Origin of the sequence: Pseudoxanthomonas sp. SE1, assembly GCF_029542205.1 — a bacterium.
Lineage (GTDB): Bacteria > Pseudomonadota > Gammaproteobacteria > Xanthomonadales > Xanthomonadaceae > Pseudoxanthomonas_A.
In genome coordinates, this window is sequence record NZ_CP113783.1 from 2,421,861 (window position 1) to 2,441,042 (window position 19,182).

General features: G+C 67.3%; 18 protein-coding genes. 14 read left to right on the plus strand and 4 right to left on the minus strand.

Features of this window, described 5'->3' with window-relative positions; translation table 11 throughout:
• Nucleotides 1–109 precede the first annotated feature (109 nt).
• The 10 genes from OY559_RS11455 to OY559_RS11500 all read left to right on the plus strand — a co-directional run bounded on the left by OY559_RS11455 (nucleotide 110) and on the right by OY559_RS11500 (nucleotide 12,525).
• A complete protein-coding gene (locus OY559_RS11455) occupies nucleotides 110–2,722 on the plus strand; it encodes an EAL domain-containing protein (protein WP_277726385.1) in 2,613 nt (870 codons plus the stop codon).
• A 170-nt stretch (nucleotides 2,723–2,892) separates the two neighbouring features.
• Nucleotides 2,893–3,297: a hypothetical protein gene (locus OY559_RS11460; protein ID WP_277726386.1), complete on the plus strand. Its 405-nt coding sequence runs from the start codon at nucleotides 2,893–2,895 to the stop codon at nucleotides 3,295–3,297.
• Nucleotides 3,298–3,388: 91 nt separating this feature from the next.
• Nucleotides 3,389–5,617: a methyl-accepting chemotaxis protein gene (locus OY559_RS11465; RefSeq protein ID WP_277726387.1), complete on the plus strand. Its 2,229-nt coding sequence runs from the start codon at nucleotides 3,389–3,391 to the stop codon at nucleotides 5,615–5,617.
• A gap of 107 nt (nucleotides 5,618–5,724) precedes the next feature.
• Nucleotides 5,725–6,639 carry a CheR family methyltransferase gene (locus tag OY559_RS11470; protein WP_277726388.1) on the plus strand — a complete coding sequence of 305 codons (915 nt, stop codon included), beginning with the start codon at nucleotides 5,725–5,727 and terminating at the stop codon, nucleotides 6,637–6,639.
• Nucleotides 6,636–7,238: a chemoreceptor glutamine deamidase CheD gene (gene cheD, locus OY559_RS11475; RefSeq protein WP_277726389.1), complete on the plus strand. Its 603-nt coding sequence runs from the start codon at nucleotides 6,636–6,638 to the stop codon at nucleotides 7,236–7,238. Before OY559_RS11470 ends, cheD begins: the two co-directional genes overlap by 4 nt.
• A complete protein-coding gene (locus OY559_RS11480) occupies nucleotides 7,238–8,308 on the plus strand; it encodes a protein-glutamate methylesterase/protein-glutamine glutaminase (protein WP_277726390.1) in 1,071 nt (356 codons plus the stop codon). Before cheD ends, OY559_RS11480 begins: the two co-directional genes overlap by 1 nt.
• A gap of 271 nt (nucleotides 8,309–8,579) precedes the next feature.
• Nucleotides 8,580–9,770 carry a methyl-accepting chemotaxis protein gene (locus OY559_RS11485; protein ID WP_277726391.1) on the plus strand — a complete coding sequence of 397 codons (1,191 nt, stop codon included), beginning with the start codon at nucleotides 8,580–8,582 and terminating at the stop codon, nucleotides 9,768–9,770.
• 136 nt (nucleotides 9,771–9,906) lie between these two features.
• On the plus strand, nucleotides 9,907–10,548 hold the full coding sequence (locus OY559_RS11490) for a sensor histidine kinase (protein WP_277726392.1): 642 nt from the start codon (nucleotides 9,907–9,909) through the stop codon (nucleotides 10,546–10,548).
• Between the two features lie 65 nt (nucleotides 10,549–10,613).
• Nucleotides 10,614–12,260 carry an EAL domain-containing protein gene (locus tag OY559_RS11495; RefSeq protein WP_277729989.1) on the plus strand — a complete coding sequence of 549 codons (1,647 nt, stop codon included), beginning with the start codon at nucleotides 10,614–10,616 and terminating at the stop codon, nucleotides 12,258–12,260.
• Nucleotides 12,253–12,525, plus strand: coding sequence for a GIY-YIG nuclease family protein (locus OY559_RS11500; RefSeq protein WP_277726393.1), 273 nt, complete (start codon nucleotides 12,253–12,255; stop codon nucleotides 12,523–12,525). The genes OY559_RS11495 and OY559_RS11500 overlap by 8 nt, the downstream gene beginning before the upstream one ends.
• 427 nt (nucleotides 12,526–12,952) lie before the next feature.
• On the opposite strand, the gene OY559_RS11505 is transcribed toward OY559_RS11500, so the two are convergent.
• From OY559_RS11505 to flgA, 4 genes are all read right to left on the minus strand, one after another.
• Nucleotides 12,953–14,104, minus strand: coding sequence for an ATP-binding protein (locus OY559_RS11505; protein ID WP_277729990.1), 1,152 nt, complete (start codon nucleotides 14,102–14,104; stop codon nucleotides 12,953–12,955).
• Nucleotides 14,105–14,292: 188 nt separating this feature from the next.
• Entirely contained in the window at nucleotides 14,293–14,637 is a 345-nt protein-coding gene (locus OY559_RS11510; RefSeq protein ID WP_277726394.1) for a flagellar protein FlgN, read from the minus strand.
• Nucleotides 14,638–14,642: 5 nt separating this feature from the next.
• Entirely contained in the window at nucleotides 14,643–14,951 is a 309-nt protein-coding gene (gene flgM / locus OY559_RS11515; RefSeq protein WP_277726395.1) for a flagellar biosynthesis anti-sigma factor FlgM, read from the minus strand.
• 169 nt (nucleotides 14,952–15,120) lie between these two features.
• Nucleotides 15,121–15,765, minus strand: a complete 645-nt coding sequence (gene flgA / locus OY559_RS11520; RefSeq protein ID WP_277729991.1) for a flagellar basal body P-ring formation chaperone FlgA — start codon at nucleotides 15,763–15,765, stop codon at nucleotides 15,121–15,123.
• Nucleotides 15,766–16,485: 720 nt separating this feature from the next.
• Here flgA and OY559_RS11525 point away from each other — a divergent pair.
• The 4 genes from OY559_RS11525 (at nucleotide 16,486) to OY559_RS11540 (ending at nucleotide 19,158) form a co-directional block, all read left to right on the plus strand.
• Nucleotides 16,486–17,442 carry a chemotaxis protein gene (locus tag OY559_RS11525; RefSeq protein WP_277726396.1) on the plus strand — a complete coding sequence of 319 codons (957 nt, stop codon included), beginning with the start codon at nucleotides 16,486–16,488 and terminating at the stop codon, nucleotides 17,440–17,442.
• A gap of 203 nt (nucleotides 17,443–17,645) precedes the next feature.
• Nucleotides 17,646–18,032, plus strand: a complete 387-nt coding sequence (gene flgB, locus OY559_RS11530) for a flagellar basal body rod protein FlgB (RefSeq protein WP_277726397.1) — start codon at nucleotides 17,646–17,648, stop codon at nucleotides 18,030–18,032.
• 11 nt (nucleotides 18,033–18,043) lie between these two features.
• Entirely contained in the window at nucleotides 18,044–18,451 is a 408-nt protein-coding gene (flgC, locus tag OY559_RS11535) for a flagellar basal body rod protein FlgC (RefSeq protein ID WP_277726398.1), read from the plus strand.
• 26 nt (nucleotides 18,452–18,477) lie between these two features.
• Nucleotides 18,478–19,158, plus strand: a complete 681-nt coding sequence (locus OY559_RS11540) for a flagellar hook capping FlgD N-terminal domain-containing protein (protein WP_277726399.1) — start codon at nucleotides 18,478–18,480, stop codon at nucleotides 19,156–19,158.
• Nucleotides 19,159–19,182: the final 24 nt, after the last annotated feature.

Genomic DNA, 19,182 nt, shown 5'->3' on the forward strand with positions numbered 1-19,182 from the left:
CGGCCGATATGTCACCAGAAGGCCCTCTCCCCTGGCACCCGATGACCGTCGCACCCCCCGCCACCGACGACGCCACCCGCTGCCTGAAAAAGCGCCGCGAGGACAGTGCATGCTTGGCCGCACGCTGACCTCGCTGACATCGGTGCGCGACGCGCTGGCGTCCACGGATCTCCTGCCGGAGAGCCTCTGGCACGTACTGGAGCAGTCCGTCGATGCTGCGTTCGTCGTCGATGGGCGCCACCGGGTGGTGCTGTTCAATCCGGCAGCGGAAGCGCTCTGGGGGTGCCCGCGCGAAGACGTGCATGGCATGCCGTTCACCCGCCTGCTGTCCAGTCCCCAGGCGGACGGCAGCCCCGACGCCACACTGGCGCAGCTGCTCGGCAGCCATCGTGATGCCGTGCTGCACCGGCCCGATGGCAGCGAGGTCGCCTGTTCGGTATCCCTTTCCAGGGTGCGCGTGGGCCCGCAGGTCTTCCACACCGCCTTCGTGCGCGACACCAGCGACCAGAAGCGCCAGCTCGAGCGCCTGCGCCAACTGTCGATCGTGGTGGACAAGAGCGACAACGCCATCTTCGTGAGCGCACCGGACCGCGAGGTGGTCTACGTCAACAGCGGCTTCACCCGCATGCTGGGCTACCGGCTCGAGGAGCTGCGCGGCATCAAGCCCTCGCAGTTGCTGTCCGGCGCGCACACCGACGCCAACCTGGACGACCGCATCAGCCGCGCGATGCAGGCCGGCGAAGGCCTGCAGACCGAAGTCCTGCTGTATACCAAGTCGGGGCGCCCGCTGTGGCTGTCGGCCGCGATCAACCCCGTGCACGACGAAGATGGAACGCTGCTCGGCCTGGTCAGCGTGCTCAGCGACATCACCCAGACCAAGATGCACCAGGTACTGCACAACAAGGTGCTGGATGCGCTGGTGCACGAATGGAGCGTGGGCGACGTGATGACGCTGATCTGCCGCGAGGTGGAGCACATCGCGCCGGAACTGACGGTCTCCATCATCACGGTGGACAACGAAGGGCTGATGCATGCCCTCGCGTCGCCCAGCCTGCCGGAAGCCTGGGCACGCAAGATCGACGGCATGGCCATAGGTCCACGCGCCGGCGTGTGCGGCGCCGCCGCGTGGCGGGGCCGCGCGGTGCTGGTGAAGGACATCGCCAGCGATCCGCTGTGCGCCGGCACCCGCCACCTCACCACGCCGCTCGGGCTGCGCGCGTGCTGGACGCACCCCGTCAAGTCGAGCAGCGGCCGCGTGCTGGGCACGCTGTCGTTCTACTACCGCGAGAACCGCGGCCCGGACGAACTGCACGAACGCCTGGCCGACACGTGCCTGCACCTGTGCTCGCTGACGCTGGAGCGCGAGCAGACCAACGAACGCGTGCACCAGCTGGCGTTCTACGACACGCTGACCGGCCTGCCCAACCGCATCATGTTCAGTGCCAAAGCCGAACAGGCGCTGGCCAACGTCGCCCAGGTGAACGGCACCGCGGCCGTCCTCTTCATCGACCTGGACCGCTTCAAGCGCGTGAACGACGCCCAGGGACACGCCGCCGGCGATGGCCTGCTGCGCGATGTCGCCGCACGCCTGAGCGAGGAACTCGGCGGCATCAACATCGTCGGCCGCCAGGCCGGCGACGAATTCGTCGCGGTACTGCCGATGTGCAGCGCCGAACAGGCCGGCAGCGTGGCCGAGCGGATGCTCGGCGCCATCGCGGCGCCGACCACCGCAGGGCTGATGACCCTGCATCCCAGCGCCAGCATCGGCGTGGCGATGTTTCCGGACGACGGTCGTGATATCGACCTGCTCGTGCGCCACGCCGACATGGCGATGTACCGCGCGAAAACCGATGGCGGCGGCAGCTTCCGCTTCTTCAGCCTGGACATGAACCGGCTGGCACAGGAGCGGGTTTCGCTCGAAACCGCCCTGCGCGAGGCCCTGCGGCTCGACCAGCTGAAACTGCAGTACCAGCCCCAGGTCGGCGGCTGCGACGGCAGACGGTTGTATGGCGTGGAGGCGCTGCTGCGCTGGCACCATGCGGAGCTCGGCATCATTCCCCCCGCACGCTTCGTGCCGGTGGCCGAAGAGTGCGGGCTGATCGCCGAGCTCAGCCTGTGGGTGCTGCGCCAGGCGTGCGCGCAGATGGCCGACTGGCGCCGGCGCGGCATCGACATCCCGCGCGTGTCGGTGAACGTCTCGGCGATCAATTTCCGCGACCCGCAGCTGTCGCTGCAGATCTCCGACCTGCTGGACGAGCATGGCCTGGAGCCGGGCGACCTGACGCTCGAGATCACCGAGAGCGTCATGCTGGACCCGGACCCGGACGTGCTCGAGAACATCGAGGCCATCTACGTGCTGGGCGTGCGGCTGTCGCTGGACGACTTCGGCACCGGCTATTCCAGCCTCAGTCACCTGCATCGCCTGCCCATCAGCGAACTCAAGCTGGACCAGAGTTTCGTGCGCGACATCGACACCAGCGCCATCGCACGCACGCTGACGTCCTCGGTGCTGCGCATCGGCGAAAGCCTGGGCATGAAGGTGGTCGCCGAGGGCGTGGAAACCGAATCGCAGCACCGCTTCCTGACCGAACAGCGCTTTCCCGTGCTGCAGGGCTACCTGTTCTCGCCACCGCTGCCGCCCGGGCCGCTGGAACAGTGGCTGGACACGCATGGCTACACGGCTGCCCGCGAAGCCGAGACCGGCGCTGGCGCTACGCCATAGCCGCAACGCCGGGGGGCAGGCGGTTCGTGGGCGACCCGGAAAGTGTGACCCGCCTCCCAGTCGAAACAACGAACGATCCCGCGTTGCGGCATCGCCTCAAGTTTGGCGGCGGCGAGCCGATCTCTGGCAGTGAGCCGTTACCCCTCTTCTGTCCATCCGGAGTTACTGGAATGAAAATCGCATCCGCCCTGACCCTGTCCATCGCCGTCGTCGGCGCCGCCCTGCTGATGCCCGCAACGCCGGCCAACAGCCAGTCCCAGGTCGACAACGCGATCCCCGCCGACATGGCGGCGCGCTTCGCCGGCAAGAACGGCACCGTCTGCGGCAAAGTGGGCAAGGCGCGCTTCGCCGAGAATTCCGAAGGCACCCCGACCTTCCTGTACATGGGCGGCAACTTCCCGCGCCACACGTTCACGGCACGCATCCCGGGCGACGCCCGCGCCAAGTTCAAGCCGGCCCCGGAAGAGCTGGAAGGCAAGGACGTGTGCGTGATCGGCGCCATCGAGCGCGACAACTCGCGCGCCGAGATCGTGGTCAATTCGCCGGCCAACCTGAAGCTCGCAACGATCCGCTGATCCGTTGCAACGGCAGGGCGCCATGCCCTGCCCTGTCCTGGTCGCACCCGAGAGCGGCGCGGCACGCCACCGGTAAAGGAAAACGATTCCCATGCAGCGGATCAAGAACCTCAAACTGACGACGAAGATGATGCTTGCGTTCGGCGCCGTGCTGGCGCTGATGCTGGTACAGGGCATCGCTGCTTTCGTCGGCCTGAACTCGTTGAACGGCGCCACTACCGAGGTGACCGGCAACGTCCTGCCCAGCGTCAAGGCGGCCGGCGACCTGCGCGCGTTGCTAGGCGAGCTGCGCACGACCTCCTACCGCCAGCACGTGCGCGCGAGCGATGCGGTCAAGGCGGAAGCCAAGACCAATGCCGCCAAGCAGGAAAAGCAGATCGACCAGGCGGTGGAGGACTACGCCAGGCTGATCGCCACGCCGAAGGAAAAGGCGGTGTACGCCACCTTCGTCAAGGAATGGAAGGCCACCAAGCAGTCCTACGCCGACGTGCAGGAAATGCTCGACCTGGGCCTGCCGGATGACGCCGTGGATACCTTCATCGGCGGCACGCGCGAGCAGCACAACAAGGCCGCCAATGCCCTGACCTCGCTCATCAACGAGGTCGACCAGCAGGCCAAGGGCGCCAGCGCCAGCGCCGACAGCACCTTCGCCGCCTCCAGCACGCTGATGGTCATCATGTTGCTGGTGGGCATCGTGGGTGGCCTGGCCCTGGCCTGGTTCTTCGCCCGCGCCATCGCCGGTGCCGTCGGCGAAGCCGTGCGCGTGGCCAATGACGTCTCCGCCGGCAAGCTGGATGGCAAGATCGACACCAGCCGCCAGGACGAAGTCGGCCAGCTGCTGTCCGCCATGCAGCGCATGCAGGTGCAGGTGCAGTCCGTCATCTCCGCCCAGAGCGAAATGGCGGCGCGCCACGATGAAGGCCAGATCAGCTACCGCATGGACGACAGTGCGTTCCCGGGCGAATACGGCCGCATGGTGCGCGACACCAACGCCCTGGTGGCCTCGCACCTGCAGGCCATCGGCGACGCGCTGAAGATCATGCAGCGCTACTCGGTGGGCGACCTGAGCCTGGACATGCCCAAGCTGCCCGGCGAGAAGGCCAACCTGACCGAAACGATGGACGCCACCAAGGCCAACCTGTCGGCGATCAACGGCGAGATCAAGCGCCTGGCCATGGCCGCTTCCTCTGGCGATTTCAGCCAGCGCGGCGACGTGGACAAGTACCAGTACGACTTCCGCGACATGATCGACGGCCTGAACCAGCTGATGGAAACCACCGACGGCAACCTCGCCGAGGTGTCCGAACTGCTGCAGGCCATCGCGCGTGGCGACCTGACCGCGCGCATGGAAGGCGACTTCCACGGCGTGTTCGCCAGCATGCGTGACGATGCGGATGCCACCGTGGCCCAGCTGACCGACATCGTCGGCCGCATCCAGGACGCCTCGACCAGCATCAACACCGCCGCCGGTGAAATCGCCTCCGGCAACAGCGACCTGTCCCGCCGCACCGAACAGCAGGCCGCCAACCTGGAAGAAACCGCCGCCTCCATGGAGGAACTGACTTCCACCGTGCGCCAGAACGCCGAATCGGCCCGCCAGGCCAACCAGCTGGCGATCGGCGCCGCCGGTGTCGCCTCGCAGGGCGGTGAAGTGGTCGGCAAGGTCGTCACCACGATGCGCGACATCGAGCAGTCGTCGAAGAAGATCGCCGACATCATCTCGGTCATCGACGGCATCGCCTTCCAGACCAACATCCTGGCCTTGAATGCCGCGGTGGAAGCCGCCCGCGCCGGTGAACAAGGCCGTGGTTTCGCGGTGGTCGCCTCCGAGGTGCGTACGCTTGCCCAGCGCAGCGCGAACGCCGCCAAGGAGATCAAGGGCCTGATCGAAACGTCCGTGGACAAGGTGGCCGATGGCTCCAAGCTGGTGAACCAGGCCGGCGCGACCATGGGTGAGATCGTCGCCTCGGTGCAGCGCGTGACCGACATCATGGCCGAGATCTCGGCGGCCTCGCAGGAGCAGAGCGCCGGCATCGAACAGGTCAACCAGACCATCACCCAGATGGACGAGACCACCCAGCAGAACGCCGCGCTGGTGGAAGAAGCCTCGGCCGCTGCCCGTTCGATGGAAGAGCAGGCACAGGCACTGAGCGAATCGGTGTCGGTGTTCAAACTGCATGCCAACGCGGCACCGACCCCCGTGGTCGCCAAGCCGGCCAAGGCCGCATCTGCCGCCCCTGTGAAGCCCGCGCCGCGCGCCGCCGCCCCTTCGGTGCTGGAGCCCGCGCTGGCCGATGGTGACGACTGGCAGGAATTCTGAGGCACGCGGTTTGCATCGCATCCCGGCAGCACGCCCCTTTCCCTGTCCATGCGGCGGGGAAAGGGCACCGCCACGCCCCTAGCCTCACCCGTCCCGTTGAGAATCCGATGTCCGTCAGTACCCGCTCCCCTGCCCCGGCTGCCACGACAAGACGGACTTCCCCGCCGCTTCCCGCCGATGATGGCGCTGCCGGATCGGCAGGACGCGATTTCGAGTTCGACGACCGCGACTTCCGCCGCGTGGTCGACTTGATCCGGCAACGGGCCGGCATCGCCCTGGCCGACGGCAAGCGCGACATGGTCTATGGCCGCCTGTCCCGCCGCCTGCGCGCATTGGGACTGCGCAGCTTCAAGGACTACCTGGACCAGCTGGAACGCGACGGCGGCGACGAATGGCAGGCGTTCACCAACGCACTGACCACCAACCTCACCTCGTTCTTCCGTGAGCCGCACCACTTCGAGCGGCTGCAGGAAGAACTGGCGAAGCGCGTGCACGACGGCCCATTGAAGATCTGGTCGTGCGCCGCGTCCACGGGCGAAGAACCGTACTCCATCGCCATCACCGCCTGCGAGGCCTACGGCACGCTGACCCCACCCATCCGCATCCTCGCCACCGACGTGGACACGCAGGTGCTGGCCACCGGCGAACGCGGCGTCTATCCGGTCGAGCGTATCGCCGGGCTGGACGACGCGCTGAAGCGACGCTATTTCCAGCGCGGCAGCGGCCCCAACGAAGGCAAGTGCCGCGTGCATCCGGCATTGCGCCAGCTGATCGAGTTCCGCCCGCTCAACCTGCTGACCGCACGCTACGACGTGGCCGGCCCGTTCACGGCGGTGTTCTGCCGCAACGTGATGATCTACTTCGACAAGCCCACCCAGCGCGGCATCCTGACGCGGCTGGTGCCGCACCTGGCCGACGACGGCATGCTGTACACCGGGCACTCGGAAAACTACCTGCACGCCGCCGACATCATCCAGCCCTGCGGTCGCACGCTGTACCGCCGCGCCGGGACCGGCGCATGAGTTCAGCCGCCGCCTCGTTCGTCGATGGCAGCGTGATGCGCTACCACGACGCCCGCTTCAAGACCGAAGCGGCCAAGCTGCTGCCCACGCAGTACCTGGTGGTGGACAACGACACCGCGCTGGTCACCGTGCTGGGATCGTGCGTGGCCGCCTGCATCCGCGACCCGTTGCTGAAGCTCGGGGGCATGAACCACTTCCTGCTGCCGGACGGCAACGTGGGCGACGGTGCGCCCGCGCGCTACGGCAGCTTCGCGATGGAACTGCTGATCAACGACCTGCTCAAGCGGGGTGCCGCGCGCAACCGGCTGGAGGCCAAGGTCTTCGGCGGCGCCAACGTGCTGAAAGGCTTCACCAGCAATCCCGTCGGCACGCGCAACGCGGAGTTCGTGCGCAAGTACCTGGATGCCGAACGCATTCCCGTGGTCGCCGAAGACCTGCGCGGCATCCATCCGCGCAAGGTCTGGTATTTCCCCAACACCGGCCGCGTGGTCGTGCAGCGCCTGCCGCATGCCCATGATGCCGAGGTCCTGGCCGCCGAATCCGCCGCCCGCGCCCGCCTGTCCAGAGCGCCGGTCACCGGAGGCGTGGAGCTGTTCTGATGAGTAGTCCTTCTCCCTGCAAGGTGCTGATCGTCGACGACTCGGCGGTCGTGCGGCAGATGCTGACCGAGATCCTCTCGCGCGATCCGGGCATCGAGGTCGTCGGTTCCGCCGCCGATCCGCTGCTCGCCCGCGACAAGATCAAGCGCCTGAATCCCGACGTGATGACGCTGGACGTGGAAATGCCGCGCATGGACGGGCTGGCGTTCCTGGAGAACGTCATGCGCCTGCGGCCGATGCCGGTGGTGATGATCTCCTCGCTGACCGAGCGCGGCGCCGACACCACGCTGCAGGCGCTGGCACTGGGCGCGGTGGATTTCGTGTCCAAGCCCAAGCTGGACGTCGCCAGCGGCCTGCAGGCGTATGCCGACGAGATCATCGCCAAGGTCAAGGCCGCCGCCAAGGCACGTGTCCGCCCGCTGGCCCGCCAGGGCGCGCCGCGCGTGGCCCTGGACGCCACGCTGCCGGCGCCACCCGCGCTGCGCTTCCGCACCACCGACCGCCTGATCGCGATCGGCGCCTCCGCCGGCGGCACCGAAGCGCTGCGCGTGGTGCTGGAACAGATGCCTGCCGACGCGCCGGCCATCGTGCTCACGCAGCACATCCCGGCCGGGTTCAGCCGCGCCTTCGCGGAACGGCTGGACCGTCATTCGGCCATGGCCGTGCGCGAAGCCACGGATGGCGAAGCCATCCTGCCCGGCCACGCCTACCTGCCGCCCGGTGGTCAGCACATGCGCGTCATCCGCGACGGCGCACGCTGGCGCTGCCGCATCGACGACGGTCCGGCGGTGAACCGGCACAAGCCGGCGGTCGACGTGCTGTTCCGCTCGGTCGCGCAAAGTGCTGGCGGCAACGCAGTCGGCGCCATCCTCACCGGGATGGGCGACGACGGCGCCCGCGGCCTGCTGGAAATGAGCCAGGCCGGCGCGCCGACCCTGGTGCAGGACGAAGCCACCAGCGTGGTCTGGGGCATGCCCGGCGCGGCGGTGAGGCTTGGCGCAGCGAAGGATGTCGTGCCGCTGGAACGCATCGCCCAGCGCCTGCTGGACCTGGCGGCGGCGATCGCCTGAAGCGCTGTCGTCCTTGTAGGAGCGACGTAAGTCGCGACCGCACGGCCGTCGCTGCCCTTACTCGCGATGCAGGCACGGTGCTGTGGCGGGCAAGGATCCCATTCCGTCAATGCCAATGGCCCCTCCCTCGCGTGGTCGCGACTCACGTCGCTCCTACAGGGGCGCTACGACGGTCACAGATCATCCGCAATCAGGAAACCCGCGGATTTCCTGCCTAAAGAGCCGAACCCCACGGCCGATACTCAACAGTGAGCTTCATCAGAGAGCATCCATGTACTCGCGCATCCTGGTTCGTCTTGCGGCACCCCTCATCCTCACCCTGCTGTTCCCGCTGTCGGTGGCTTTCGAGTGGCCGAACGCCCTGCAGTGGGCCCTGTTGACCTCACTGACCCTGGCCTGGCTGATCTTCGCCTGGCTGACGGTCACCAACTCGCACCAGATTTCGCCCGAGCACGCCAGCGTCGTACGCGAGCAGGACGCCCTGCTGACCGAGCTGCGCCGCTTCGTCAACAACGAGATCGAAGGCTCGCGCAGCGAGATCGACCGCGCCCGGGAACTGATCCGCGAAGCGGTCAGCAACCTTGGCGGCAGCTTCGATGCGATGAACCGCAAGTCGCGCGAACAGAGCGCGGCGATCTCCCGCATCATCGATCGCAACGGCGACGGCGACCGTGCCGGCGTGGACGTGGCGCGCTTCGCCCAGAACGCCAGCCAGCGCATGGAACAACTGGTGGAGGCGCTGGAGCAGGTCGCCGGCCAGAGTGGCACCACCGTGCACCACATCGACGACATGGCGCAGCACCTGGACGGCATCTTCTCGCTGCTGGAAGACGTGAAGTCCATCGCCGACCAGACCAACCTGCTGGCGTTGAACGCCGCCATCGAAGCTGCCCGTGCCGGTGAAGCCGGTCGCGGATTCGCGGTCGTGGCCGACGAGGTGCGCAACCTGTCCGAGCGTTCCACCGCCTTCAACGAACAGATCCGCAAGCTGGCGCACAGCTCGAAGGAATCCATCGCCAAGGTCCGCGATACCGTGTCGAACATGGCGTCCCGCGACCTGGATCGTTCACGGGAAGCCCGCAGCGAAGCCGCCGGCATGCTGAACCAGGTGGCCGCGATCAACGCCTCGCTCGGCGACGGCATGCGCGAGGTCTCGATGTGCGGCCATGCCATCGACGCCAGCGTGGCCGATGCCGTCCGCTCGCTGCAGTTCGAGGACATCGCCACCCAGTCGCTGGGCAGCGCGAACACCCACCTGGACCGCCTGACCGCGATCAACAAGGAAGCCCTCGCCCTGCAGGAACTCCTGCACCGCTCCGGCGGCGCGACCGACAACGAACTGCTCAGCGCGCTGCGCCTGATCGGCAACCGCCTGCGCGACCAGCGTACAGAGTGGGAGCGCCCGCCGCACAAGCCCGTCGCGCAGCAGAACATGGGTGCCGGCACGGTGGAACTGTTCTGACGGCGACAGCATCCACACCCTGCTGAATCCCGACGGGGCGACCAGGATCTGGTCGCCCCGTCGCGTTTCTGCCGGCGGTACACCCGGCCGCGAATCGCCACTGGCATACTGCAGCCTGGTTGCCCCGCCACAGACGATGTCGAACCCGCCCTCTTCCCCGCTGCTGTTGCAGTTGTTCCGGCTGCAGGAAGCCGAGCGTCTCCTGGTGGGGCACGCCCTGCACAACCAGGTCGGACAGGCACTGTCGGCGATCAAGATGGGCGCGCACCTGGTGCAGTCCGAGGACGATCCGGCACAGCAGCAGGAAGACCTGCAGGACATCATCCGCACCTGCGACGAGACCGTCGCGATCCTGCGCGACCTGCATGCCACGCTGCACCCGCCCCAACTCGAAGCGATCGGGCTGGAGGCCGCGTTGCGCGCCGAGCATGAACGCGTGTTTCCCGGGGCCACGGTGACGCTCGCCCCGTTGCCGTGCACGCCTGCGACCGACACGGCGCTGGTGGCGTTCCGGATCGCGCAGGTCGCCATGCGCACGGTGGCGCGTGCCGGTGGGACACTGGCATTGGGATTGACCGGCGATGCCGAAGCCGATGGCGGGCTCGCCGTCACCGTGGACGCCGATGTCGACGCGCCGGGCGACAAGCTGCCCCTGTTGCAGGCCCTGGCCGCAACGCTGGGCGGCAGCCTGGAATCCAGCGGTAGCGAGCGCGGCAGCCGATGGCAACTTCGCCTACCCTATGCGCCTGTGCCCGTGACGCCCATCGACACCGCTTGAACACCGAGCACGCCCATCTGCCCCGCCTGCCCCGCCTGGGCGCCGGCGAACCCGACCTGCAGCGGATGATCGACACCGCGAATGCGGACGGCACGCCGTTGATGCTGCTGTACCTGGATATCGACCACTTCCGCTCGATCAACGAGAACATGGGCGTGGAAGTCGGCGACGAAGCGCTGGCGATCCTCAGCGACCGGCTGCAGCGTTCGCTCGGGCCTGAGGCACGCGCCTGGCGCCATGGCAGCGACGAATTCGTCGTGGCGGTGCCGCGCGTGCCGGGCACCCTGCCGCCGGAACGTTTCGGCGATGCCCTGCGCGAGCAGATCGAGCTGCCGATGACGGTCCTGCCGTACACGCTGTTCCTGACCGGCACGCTGGGCATCGCGCTGTGCCCGGAGCATGCGGACAACGCGTCCGGCCTGCTTCAGTGCGCGGAAAGCGCGATGGAACAGGCCAAGCATGAGGGCATGAACCTCGTGCGCCTGTACCGGCGCGGCGCCGCGATCACCGCGCGCAGCGACAGCATCATCGCCCGCCAGATCGTCAACGCCATCCATCACAACGAACTGCGTCTGTTCTACCAGCCGCAGATCAACGCCCACGACGGCCGCGTGGTGGGCATGGAGACGCTGCTGCGCTGGTACTCCCCCGCGCTCGGCCTGCTGGTGCCCGAGCGTTTCATGCACGTGGCAGAGAAGCTGGGTGTCATCGTGCAGATCGGCGACTGGGTGCTGCGCAATGCCTTCAAGCAGGCGCGCGTCTGGCGCGACTGGGGCTTCGACGATTTCGAGATCGCGGTGAACGTGTCGACGCTGCAGCTCCTGCGCCCCAGCTTCGTGTCCGAAGTGCTGGAGGCGATGCAGGAGGCCGGCATCCCGCCCCAGATGGTGGTGCTGGAAGTACGCCAGAACGCGCTGGCCAAGGACATGAACCTGGTCCACCGCACGCTGGCGCAACTGCACCACGAAGGCGTACGGCTGACGCTGGACGATTTCGGCATGGGCGATTCCAACCTGGACTCGCTGGTCCGCTTCTCGGTGGACAAGATCAAGATCGACCGCAACTTCGTGAAGGGCGTGCCGTCCGGCAACCGCGAGGTGGCCATCACCTGCGCCATCATCGCGATGGGCCACCAGCTGGGCATGAAGGTGATCGCGCACGGCGTGGAGACCGACGTGCAGCTGGGATTCCTGCGCAGGAACCAGTGCGACATGTTCCAGGGCCACCTGTTCGGCGAACCGATGTCGGCCGAAGACGCCGGCGCCGTGTTGCGCCGCCGCTACCTGCGCGCCGATGCCTTCGCCGCCACCAAGCCGGACCGCACCCTGCTGCTGCTGGACGACGAGGAGAACATCCTGCGCTCGCTGGTGCGCCTGTTCCGTCGCGACGGCTACCGCATCCTGGCCGCCAGCAACGTCACCGACGCGTTCGAGCTGCTGGCGACCAACGACGTGCAGGTGATCCTGTCCGACCAGCGCATGTCGGACATGAGCGGCACCGAGTTCCTGGGCCGCGTACGCATGCTCTATCCGGACACCGTGCGACTGGTGCTGTCGGGGTACACCGACCTGGCCACGGTGACCGAGGCCATCAACCGGGGCGAGATCTACCGCTTCCTGACCAAGCCCTGGAACGACGACGACCTGCGCGAACACATCCGCCAGGCATTCACCACCTACGAGCACCAGCCGCACCATCGCGCGCATGCCTGAGCGCCGCACCGCAACGCAGGATGGCTGGTGCGTGTACCTGCTGGAGTGCCGCAACGGCGCGTACTACGCGGGCATCACCAACCGGCTGCACGCGCGCTACGCCGCGCATGTCGCCGGGACCGGCGCCAGGTACACGCGCGCGAATCCGCCGGTACGGGTAGTGGCAAGCCGCGCCTATCCGGATCGCAGCGCCGCTTCGCGCGCGGAAGCACAGCTCAAACGGTTGCCCAAGGCGAAGAAGCTGGCGTTTTTCGATCCCCGTTGATGTGAATGTGGGAGCGACGCAAGTCGCGAACGCGGAAATCAAACAATCTGCGAGTGGTTCATCGCACGAACCCCCGCTCGCGACCATCGCATTGTTCCGGTCGCGACTTACGTCGCTCCTACAGTGCCCCTCTCCCAGGCCGCGTCGACCGCCAGCGACCGGATCGGCAGCCGATGATGCGGAAGCAGGCATCGGTGCTGAACTCGTTGCGCACTCCCAGCAACTCGCCGTCATTCCGGCGAACGCCGGAATCCACTTTGACTTTGCACGTACTGTTGCCTGGCAGAGAAGATCAACATGGGTCCCAGCGTACGCTGGGACGACGAAGAATGAGCGGGCCGGATCGGCACGCCCTCATCCGTCCCGGTATCAGGTAAGGAGCAAGCTATCTGGACACCTTTTCCCCGTCGCCCGGGGAGAAGGAAACTCACGCCGCGTCGGCGGTCGGCTGCCGGATGGGCAGCATGATGCGGAAGCAGGCGCCGGAGCCGGGTTCGTTGCGTACTTCGATGCGGCCGTTGTGCTTCTTCACGATGCCGTAGGAGATCGACAGTCCCAGGCCCGTGCCGCTCCCCACCGGCTTGGTGGTGAAGAACGGGTCGAAGATGCGCTGCAGGATATCGTCGGGAATCCCATGACCGCTGTCCTGGATCTCGATCCAGACTTCATCGCCCTCCACCCCCGTACCCACGGTGATCGTCCCGCGTTCGTCGATGGCATGGCTGGCGTTGAGCAGGATGTTCATGAACACCTGGTTCAATTCCGACGGCCGGCACTGCACCAGGGGCAGCTTGCCGTAATGCTTTTCCAGGGTGACCTTGTACTTCAGCTCGTTCCAGATGATGTTGATGGTGGAATCGAGGCCGGCATGCAGGTCGGCGGACTTCCAGCTGTCGTCGCGGCCCGAGTAGGAGAAGTCCTTCAGGTTGCGCACGATCGCGGTGACCCGCTCGATCCCCTCGCGCGACTCGGACATCAGCTGCGGCAGGTCGCCGGTGATGAAGTCGATGTCGTAGCGCGCGCGCATCTCCTCGATCTCGGGCAGCATCGCCTTCGGGTCCGGCAGGCGCAGCGCGCGCTCGTAGACTTCGATCAGCGAGAACAGGCTGTGCAGGTATTCCTGCAGCGAGCCGAGGTTGGAGTGCACGTAGCCGATCGGGTTGTTGATCTCGTGCGCCACGCCGGCGGCGAGCTGGCCGATGGAGGCCATCTTCTCCGACTGCACGAGCTGCTCCTGCGTACCGGCCAGTCGCACCAGTGTCTGTCGCAGCTGTGCGTGGCGACGCTGGAGTTCCTGCTGGCGCGCATGCGCTTCGCTGACGTCGTGGAAGACGATCAGGCAGTGGCCACCGCCCGGGTTGTCGTGGAAGTACGCGCGTACCTGCAGCACCAGACCGTCGTCGAGCGCAAGGTCGCCGTTCCAGCGGCCGGACTGGCGCGCGGTGGGAATGGCGTCGGGCGGCAGCAGTCGCGACAGCGCGCCCAGCACATCGGGGGCGTCCTGCACCAGTGCGCGCGCCGCCGCGTTGGCGTGCAACGGACGGGCATCGCCACGGCACAGCAGGTAACCGTCGTCCATCAGTTCGGCCAACGCCTTCAGATCGGCGAAGGTCGGGACGTCATCCGCAGTGCAGGCGCTGGACGGCGGGTTCAAGGAAGGGGCGGTGGCCACGGACGCATCGGGCGGCGGCAACGGGGCGCCAGTATCCGGCGCGGCCACGGGAGCGGCAAGTTGCGGCGTCGCAGTTTGCGGATCCGGCACCGGGCTCAGGCAACCGCGAGCGGACGGGGGGCGGACAGGGTCGCGGTCTGGCCCTGCGCGTCGTAGGCGCCACTGCTCTCGGTGCGGCCCAGGTGCCGCAGGGCCCAGTTCACTTCGCGGCGGCGCCGGGCAAGCAGGATGCCGTTCGCGTGGTTCATCTCGGCAAGTTCGGCGAGCCGCCCCTGCAGTTCATCGGAAAAGCCGAAGCCGGCAGCGGCGGCTTCGAGCGCACGCAATGCCTCCAGCTTCTCCTGCGTGGCGCGCACCAGTGCCTCGACATCATGTTCGAGGATGGCGCGACGCTCCTCTCCCAGTGCCGCGGACAGTCGCTGGAGGGGGGCCGGTGTCATCGCGATCAACCGCCCAGCTGGTCGTCCAGTCGCAGCATTCCGTCGGCGATGGCCTCGGGATTGACCTTGTACGTGCCGGCCTGCAGCGCTTCGCGCACGGCCTGCACGCGGGCATTGTCGATGGCGGGGGCCGTGGACAGCTCGCGCTGCATGGCCTGGAGGCTGGCGGCCTCGCCGGTCAGGCGCAGGCTGTCACCACCGGTGCTGGCTTCCACCGGCCTGGAACGGTCGGCACCCGCGTTGGCAACACGGCCGCTGACGGGACCGGTGGTGCGTACGGCGGCGGGGGGAGTGCCTTCGATTTTCTGGCTCATGTCGGTTCACCTGTAACAGGGTTCATGGGAGATATCGGCCGCGACTGATCCGACTTTAGTGACGGATGCCGCATTTCCGAGGAAGGACCCGATGCTGCCCGGTTTGCTTCCACCCGCGTTCGGTATCGGCCGCCCCCGGAACAACTTGAGGGCGATGTTGCACTTTTTTTCATCGGTTGACCCAGACGTCGCCGCCCGGACCGACCACGCCCTGCACCACCCGGCGCGAGGACAGATTCTCCACGGTGACCCGCTCGTTCTCGCCGGCATCCGCCAGCGCCTTGCCGGCCACGCGCACCTCCACCCCGCCGCGACGCGACACCAGTGCCACGCTGTCGCCACGATGGACCAGCCGCTGCGCCACCAGGTCGGTCGACGACAACACGGCACCGGCCGACAGCATGCGCCGCGCCACGCGGCCCAGGACCTGCGCAGGATCGGCGACGGCGGCGCCGACGATGCGCGACGCGTCGCGGGTCTCGGGAATGAACGCGTCGGCGGTGATCGTTTCGCCCGGTGCGATGCCGCGGCTCAGGACCAGCACGGTCTGGCTGCGGCGCACGCGCACCGGCACGAACAGGCGCCAACCGTCCGGGCAGCTGACTTCCACACTGTTGCTGCCCTGCACGCGTGCCACCAGCGATGCATCGCAGCGTGGCAGGCGCAAGGCGGGATCCAGCGTGGCCTCGGCCTCGCTGCCGACTGGCAGCGCGCCCAGGGCGGCTGCCTTGATGCTGTCGACCGGTTGGAAGTCGGCTGCCAGCACGGTGCATGCGGTCAGGCCGCCGATCAGGGCGAGGGTCAGGCGCAGCATGGGCAGGCTCCAGCGGTTCATCGGCGGAGGAGGTGCAAGGGGTGTGCCAGAAGGGTGTCTCCCTTAGAGCCTCATCCGGGTTACGGGTGCTCCAGCATGGCGCCGCTCGCCGCGGGAGCCTTCTTTCTTTGCTTGTGCAAAGAAAGAAGCAAAGAAACACACCCCAGGCGGCACGCCCTCCGCGCTTCGCGCTCCGGGTTCGCGAGCGGTCCGGGAATTTTCGTAAGGCACATCCTTGTGCCATACGAAAACGCCGCCCATCCAGGGCGGCGCCCTTCGGGTTTTACCCGGCCCACTCGCCGTGCCTCATGGGGGGCCGAACGCAACATCAACAGCGAAGGCGCGCATCGACCTGTCAGGTGCGGCTCTTGGGGCCCCTGAGGTCCGGCAGTCACGGCGGGACAAACCCGCAGGGCGGCGCACAGGACGTGCGCCGTTTCTTTTGCCTACTTTTCTTTGCACAAGCAAAGAAGTGCTCTTCAACATCCAAATGGCTGGTCAAAGTAGGGCCCCCGCGGCGAGCGGCGCCATGCATCAACAAAGGAAGGCTCATCCCGCCAGACCGTCAAGCAGAAGCTCAAGCGGACGTGGCAGCCGCCGAGGAAAGTCGATGGCACGGACTTCGTTGCCCCTCTCCCCAACCCCTCTCCCGCAGGGAGAGGGGCTTGGAGCGACAGCCCACCGGCTCAAGTGCCCTACCCCTCGGCCGATATGCTGGACATGACCCAGGATCTGCTCAACCGCATCGACCAGCGCACCCGCCTGGCCGGCCACAACCGCCTCGCCCTGCTGCTGTTCCGCCTGGGCGGGCGTCAGCTTTTTGGCGTCAATGTATTCAAGGTACAGGAAGTCCTGCGCCGCCCCGATCTGTTCCAGTTGCCCGGGCTGCCCACCGAATTCGTCGGCGTGGCCGACGTGCGCGGCCGCTCGGTGCCGGTGCTGGACCTGGGCCTGAGCATCCGCCACCCCGAACGCGATCCGAATCCCGAGAACACCCCCAACTACCTGGTAGTCACCGAGTTCAACCGCTCCGTGCAGGGCTTCCTGGTCAGCGGGGTGGAACGCATCGTCAACATCGCGGTGGAAGACATCCATCCGCCACCGGAACTCGGCGCGGAAAACAGCTACCTGACGGCCGTGACGCGCTTCCAGGGTGAACTCATCCAGGTGATCGACGTGGAAAGCGTGCTGGCCGACATCTGCCAGTCGCGCATGGATGCCACGCTGGCGCCGGAGATGGCCCTGCCTGCGGACGCACCGCCGCTGCAGGTGCTGGTGGTGGACGACTCGCGCGTGGCGCGCTCGCAGATCCGCAGCGTGCTGGAGCAATTGGGCGTCACCACCACCCTGCTGTCCGACGGCCGCCAGGCGCTGGACCACCTCTTGCAGGTGCACGCCGCCGGCGAAAATCCGGCCGAGCGCTACGCCATGGTCATCTCGGACATCGAGATGCCCGCCATGGACGGCTACACCCTGACGACGGAAATCCGTCGCCACCCCGGCCTGGCCGGCCTGTACGTGCTGCTGCACACCTCGCTGTCGGGCGTGTTCAACAACGCCATGGTGGAACGCGTGGGCGCGAATGCCTTCGTGGCCAAGTACAGCCCGCACGAACTGGCCGAGCACGTGCTGTTCCGCCTGAACCAGGTGGTCGCGGCGCAGATGGCGGCGGCATAGTCTTATCGCCACGCGATAAGACCCCCAGGATTCGCTGCGCGAATCCCGGGCCCCGCCGCAGACTGCCGAGCCCCCATTCGCGCCGCTGCCGGCCGCATAGCCCCCTTGGCAAGGGGGCTATGCGGCCGGCAGTCACTGCATCGACCTCCCGTTCTGGCACACGCCTTGCAGCATCCCCGGCAACGGTCTGCCGGAGCGGTGCCATGTCCAATCCCATCTCCAACTACCTGGGTGTCCACGGAGCGGCCCTGCCACTGCGCGAGCAGCGCATGCAGCTGATCGCCAGCAACCTGTCCAACGCGGACACGCCGAACTACAAGGCGAAGGACCTGGACTTCCAGGCCGCGCTGGAGAGCGCGGCAGCCAAGGCCTCCCCATTGGCGACCACCCGCGAGCAGCACCTGACCCTGCTGGATGCCACCCCCCGCATCTTCGAGCGCGCAGGCGTGCAGCCCAGCCTGGACGGCAACACCGTCGATGCCGATACCGAACGCGCCGCCTACGGCCGCGCGGCGCTGGAATACCGCGCCTCGCTCAGCTTCATCGAATCCAAGGTGCGCACCATGCTCACCGCGATCACCGGCCAGTAAGGGGACGCGCCATGAGCAACCTGCCCATCTTCGACGTCGCCGGTTCCGCGTTGCAGGCGCAGTCGGTGCGCCTGAACACCATCGCCAGCAATCTCTCCAACGCGGATTCCATCGCGTCTTCGCCCGAGGCGGTCTACAAGCCCATCGAGCCGATCTTCCAGGCGCGCTCGCTGAATGCGGACGGCTCGCTGACATCGGTGCAGGTGAAGGAGATCACCCAGAGCGAAGCGCCGCCGATCAAACGCTACGAGCCCGGCCACCCGATGGCCGATGGCGATGGTTACGTTTACGCGCCCGATGTCGATCCGGTCGCGCAGATGGTCAACCTGATCTCGGCCTCGCGCGGCTACCAGGCCGGCGTGGAAGTCCTGAACACCGCCAAGGAACTCGCCCTGGCCACCCTGACCATGGGCCGCTGACGCCCCGCCACCGAGCGACCACGCACATGACCACCATCAATGGCGATCCCTTCGCCGCCATCAACAACGCCACCTCGGGCGCCGCCACGACCAAGAAGGCCGACACGCTGGGCCAGGCCGACTTCATGCGCCTGATGACCGAGCAGTTGAGCCATCAGGATCCGCTCAAGCCGCTGTCCAACAGCGAGTTCGTCGCCCAGCTGGCGCAGTTCTCCACCGTGCAGGGCATCAGCGAACTGAACACCACCGTCGGCGGCTTCACCTCGGCGCTGACCGGCGACCAGGTGCTGAAGGGCGCCGCGCTGGTGGGGCACTCCGTCGTGGTGCCCTCCGATTCGGTCGCGTTGCCGGCCACCGGCAATGCCAGCGGCCTGGTGATGTCGCCCGGTGCAGGCAAAGTGACTTTCGAAATCACCGACGCCAGTGGCGTCGTGGTCGACACCATAGAGGTGGAATCCACTGGCAAGGGCGAAACCGCCTTCGCCTGGGATGGCCTGAAGGCCAACGGCGAACGCGCTGCCGCCGGTGCGTATTCCATCAAGGCCACGCATACCGCTACCGACGGCACCGGCACCGCACTCAACACCTATGTCGACGCCACCGTGGACAGCGTGACCATCGGCTCCGACGGGCTGTACCTCAACCTGCCCGGCCTGGGCACCGCCCCGCTCGACTACGTGCTGCGCATCGGCAAGTCGACATCCTGACCTTCGCTCCCACCGCATAACGCA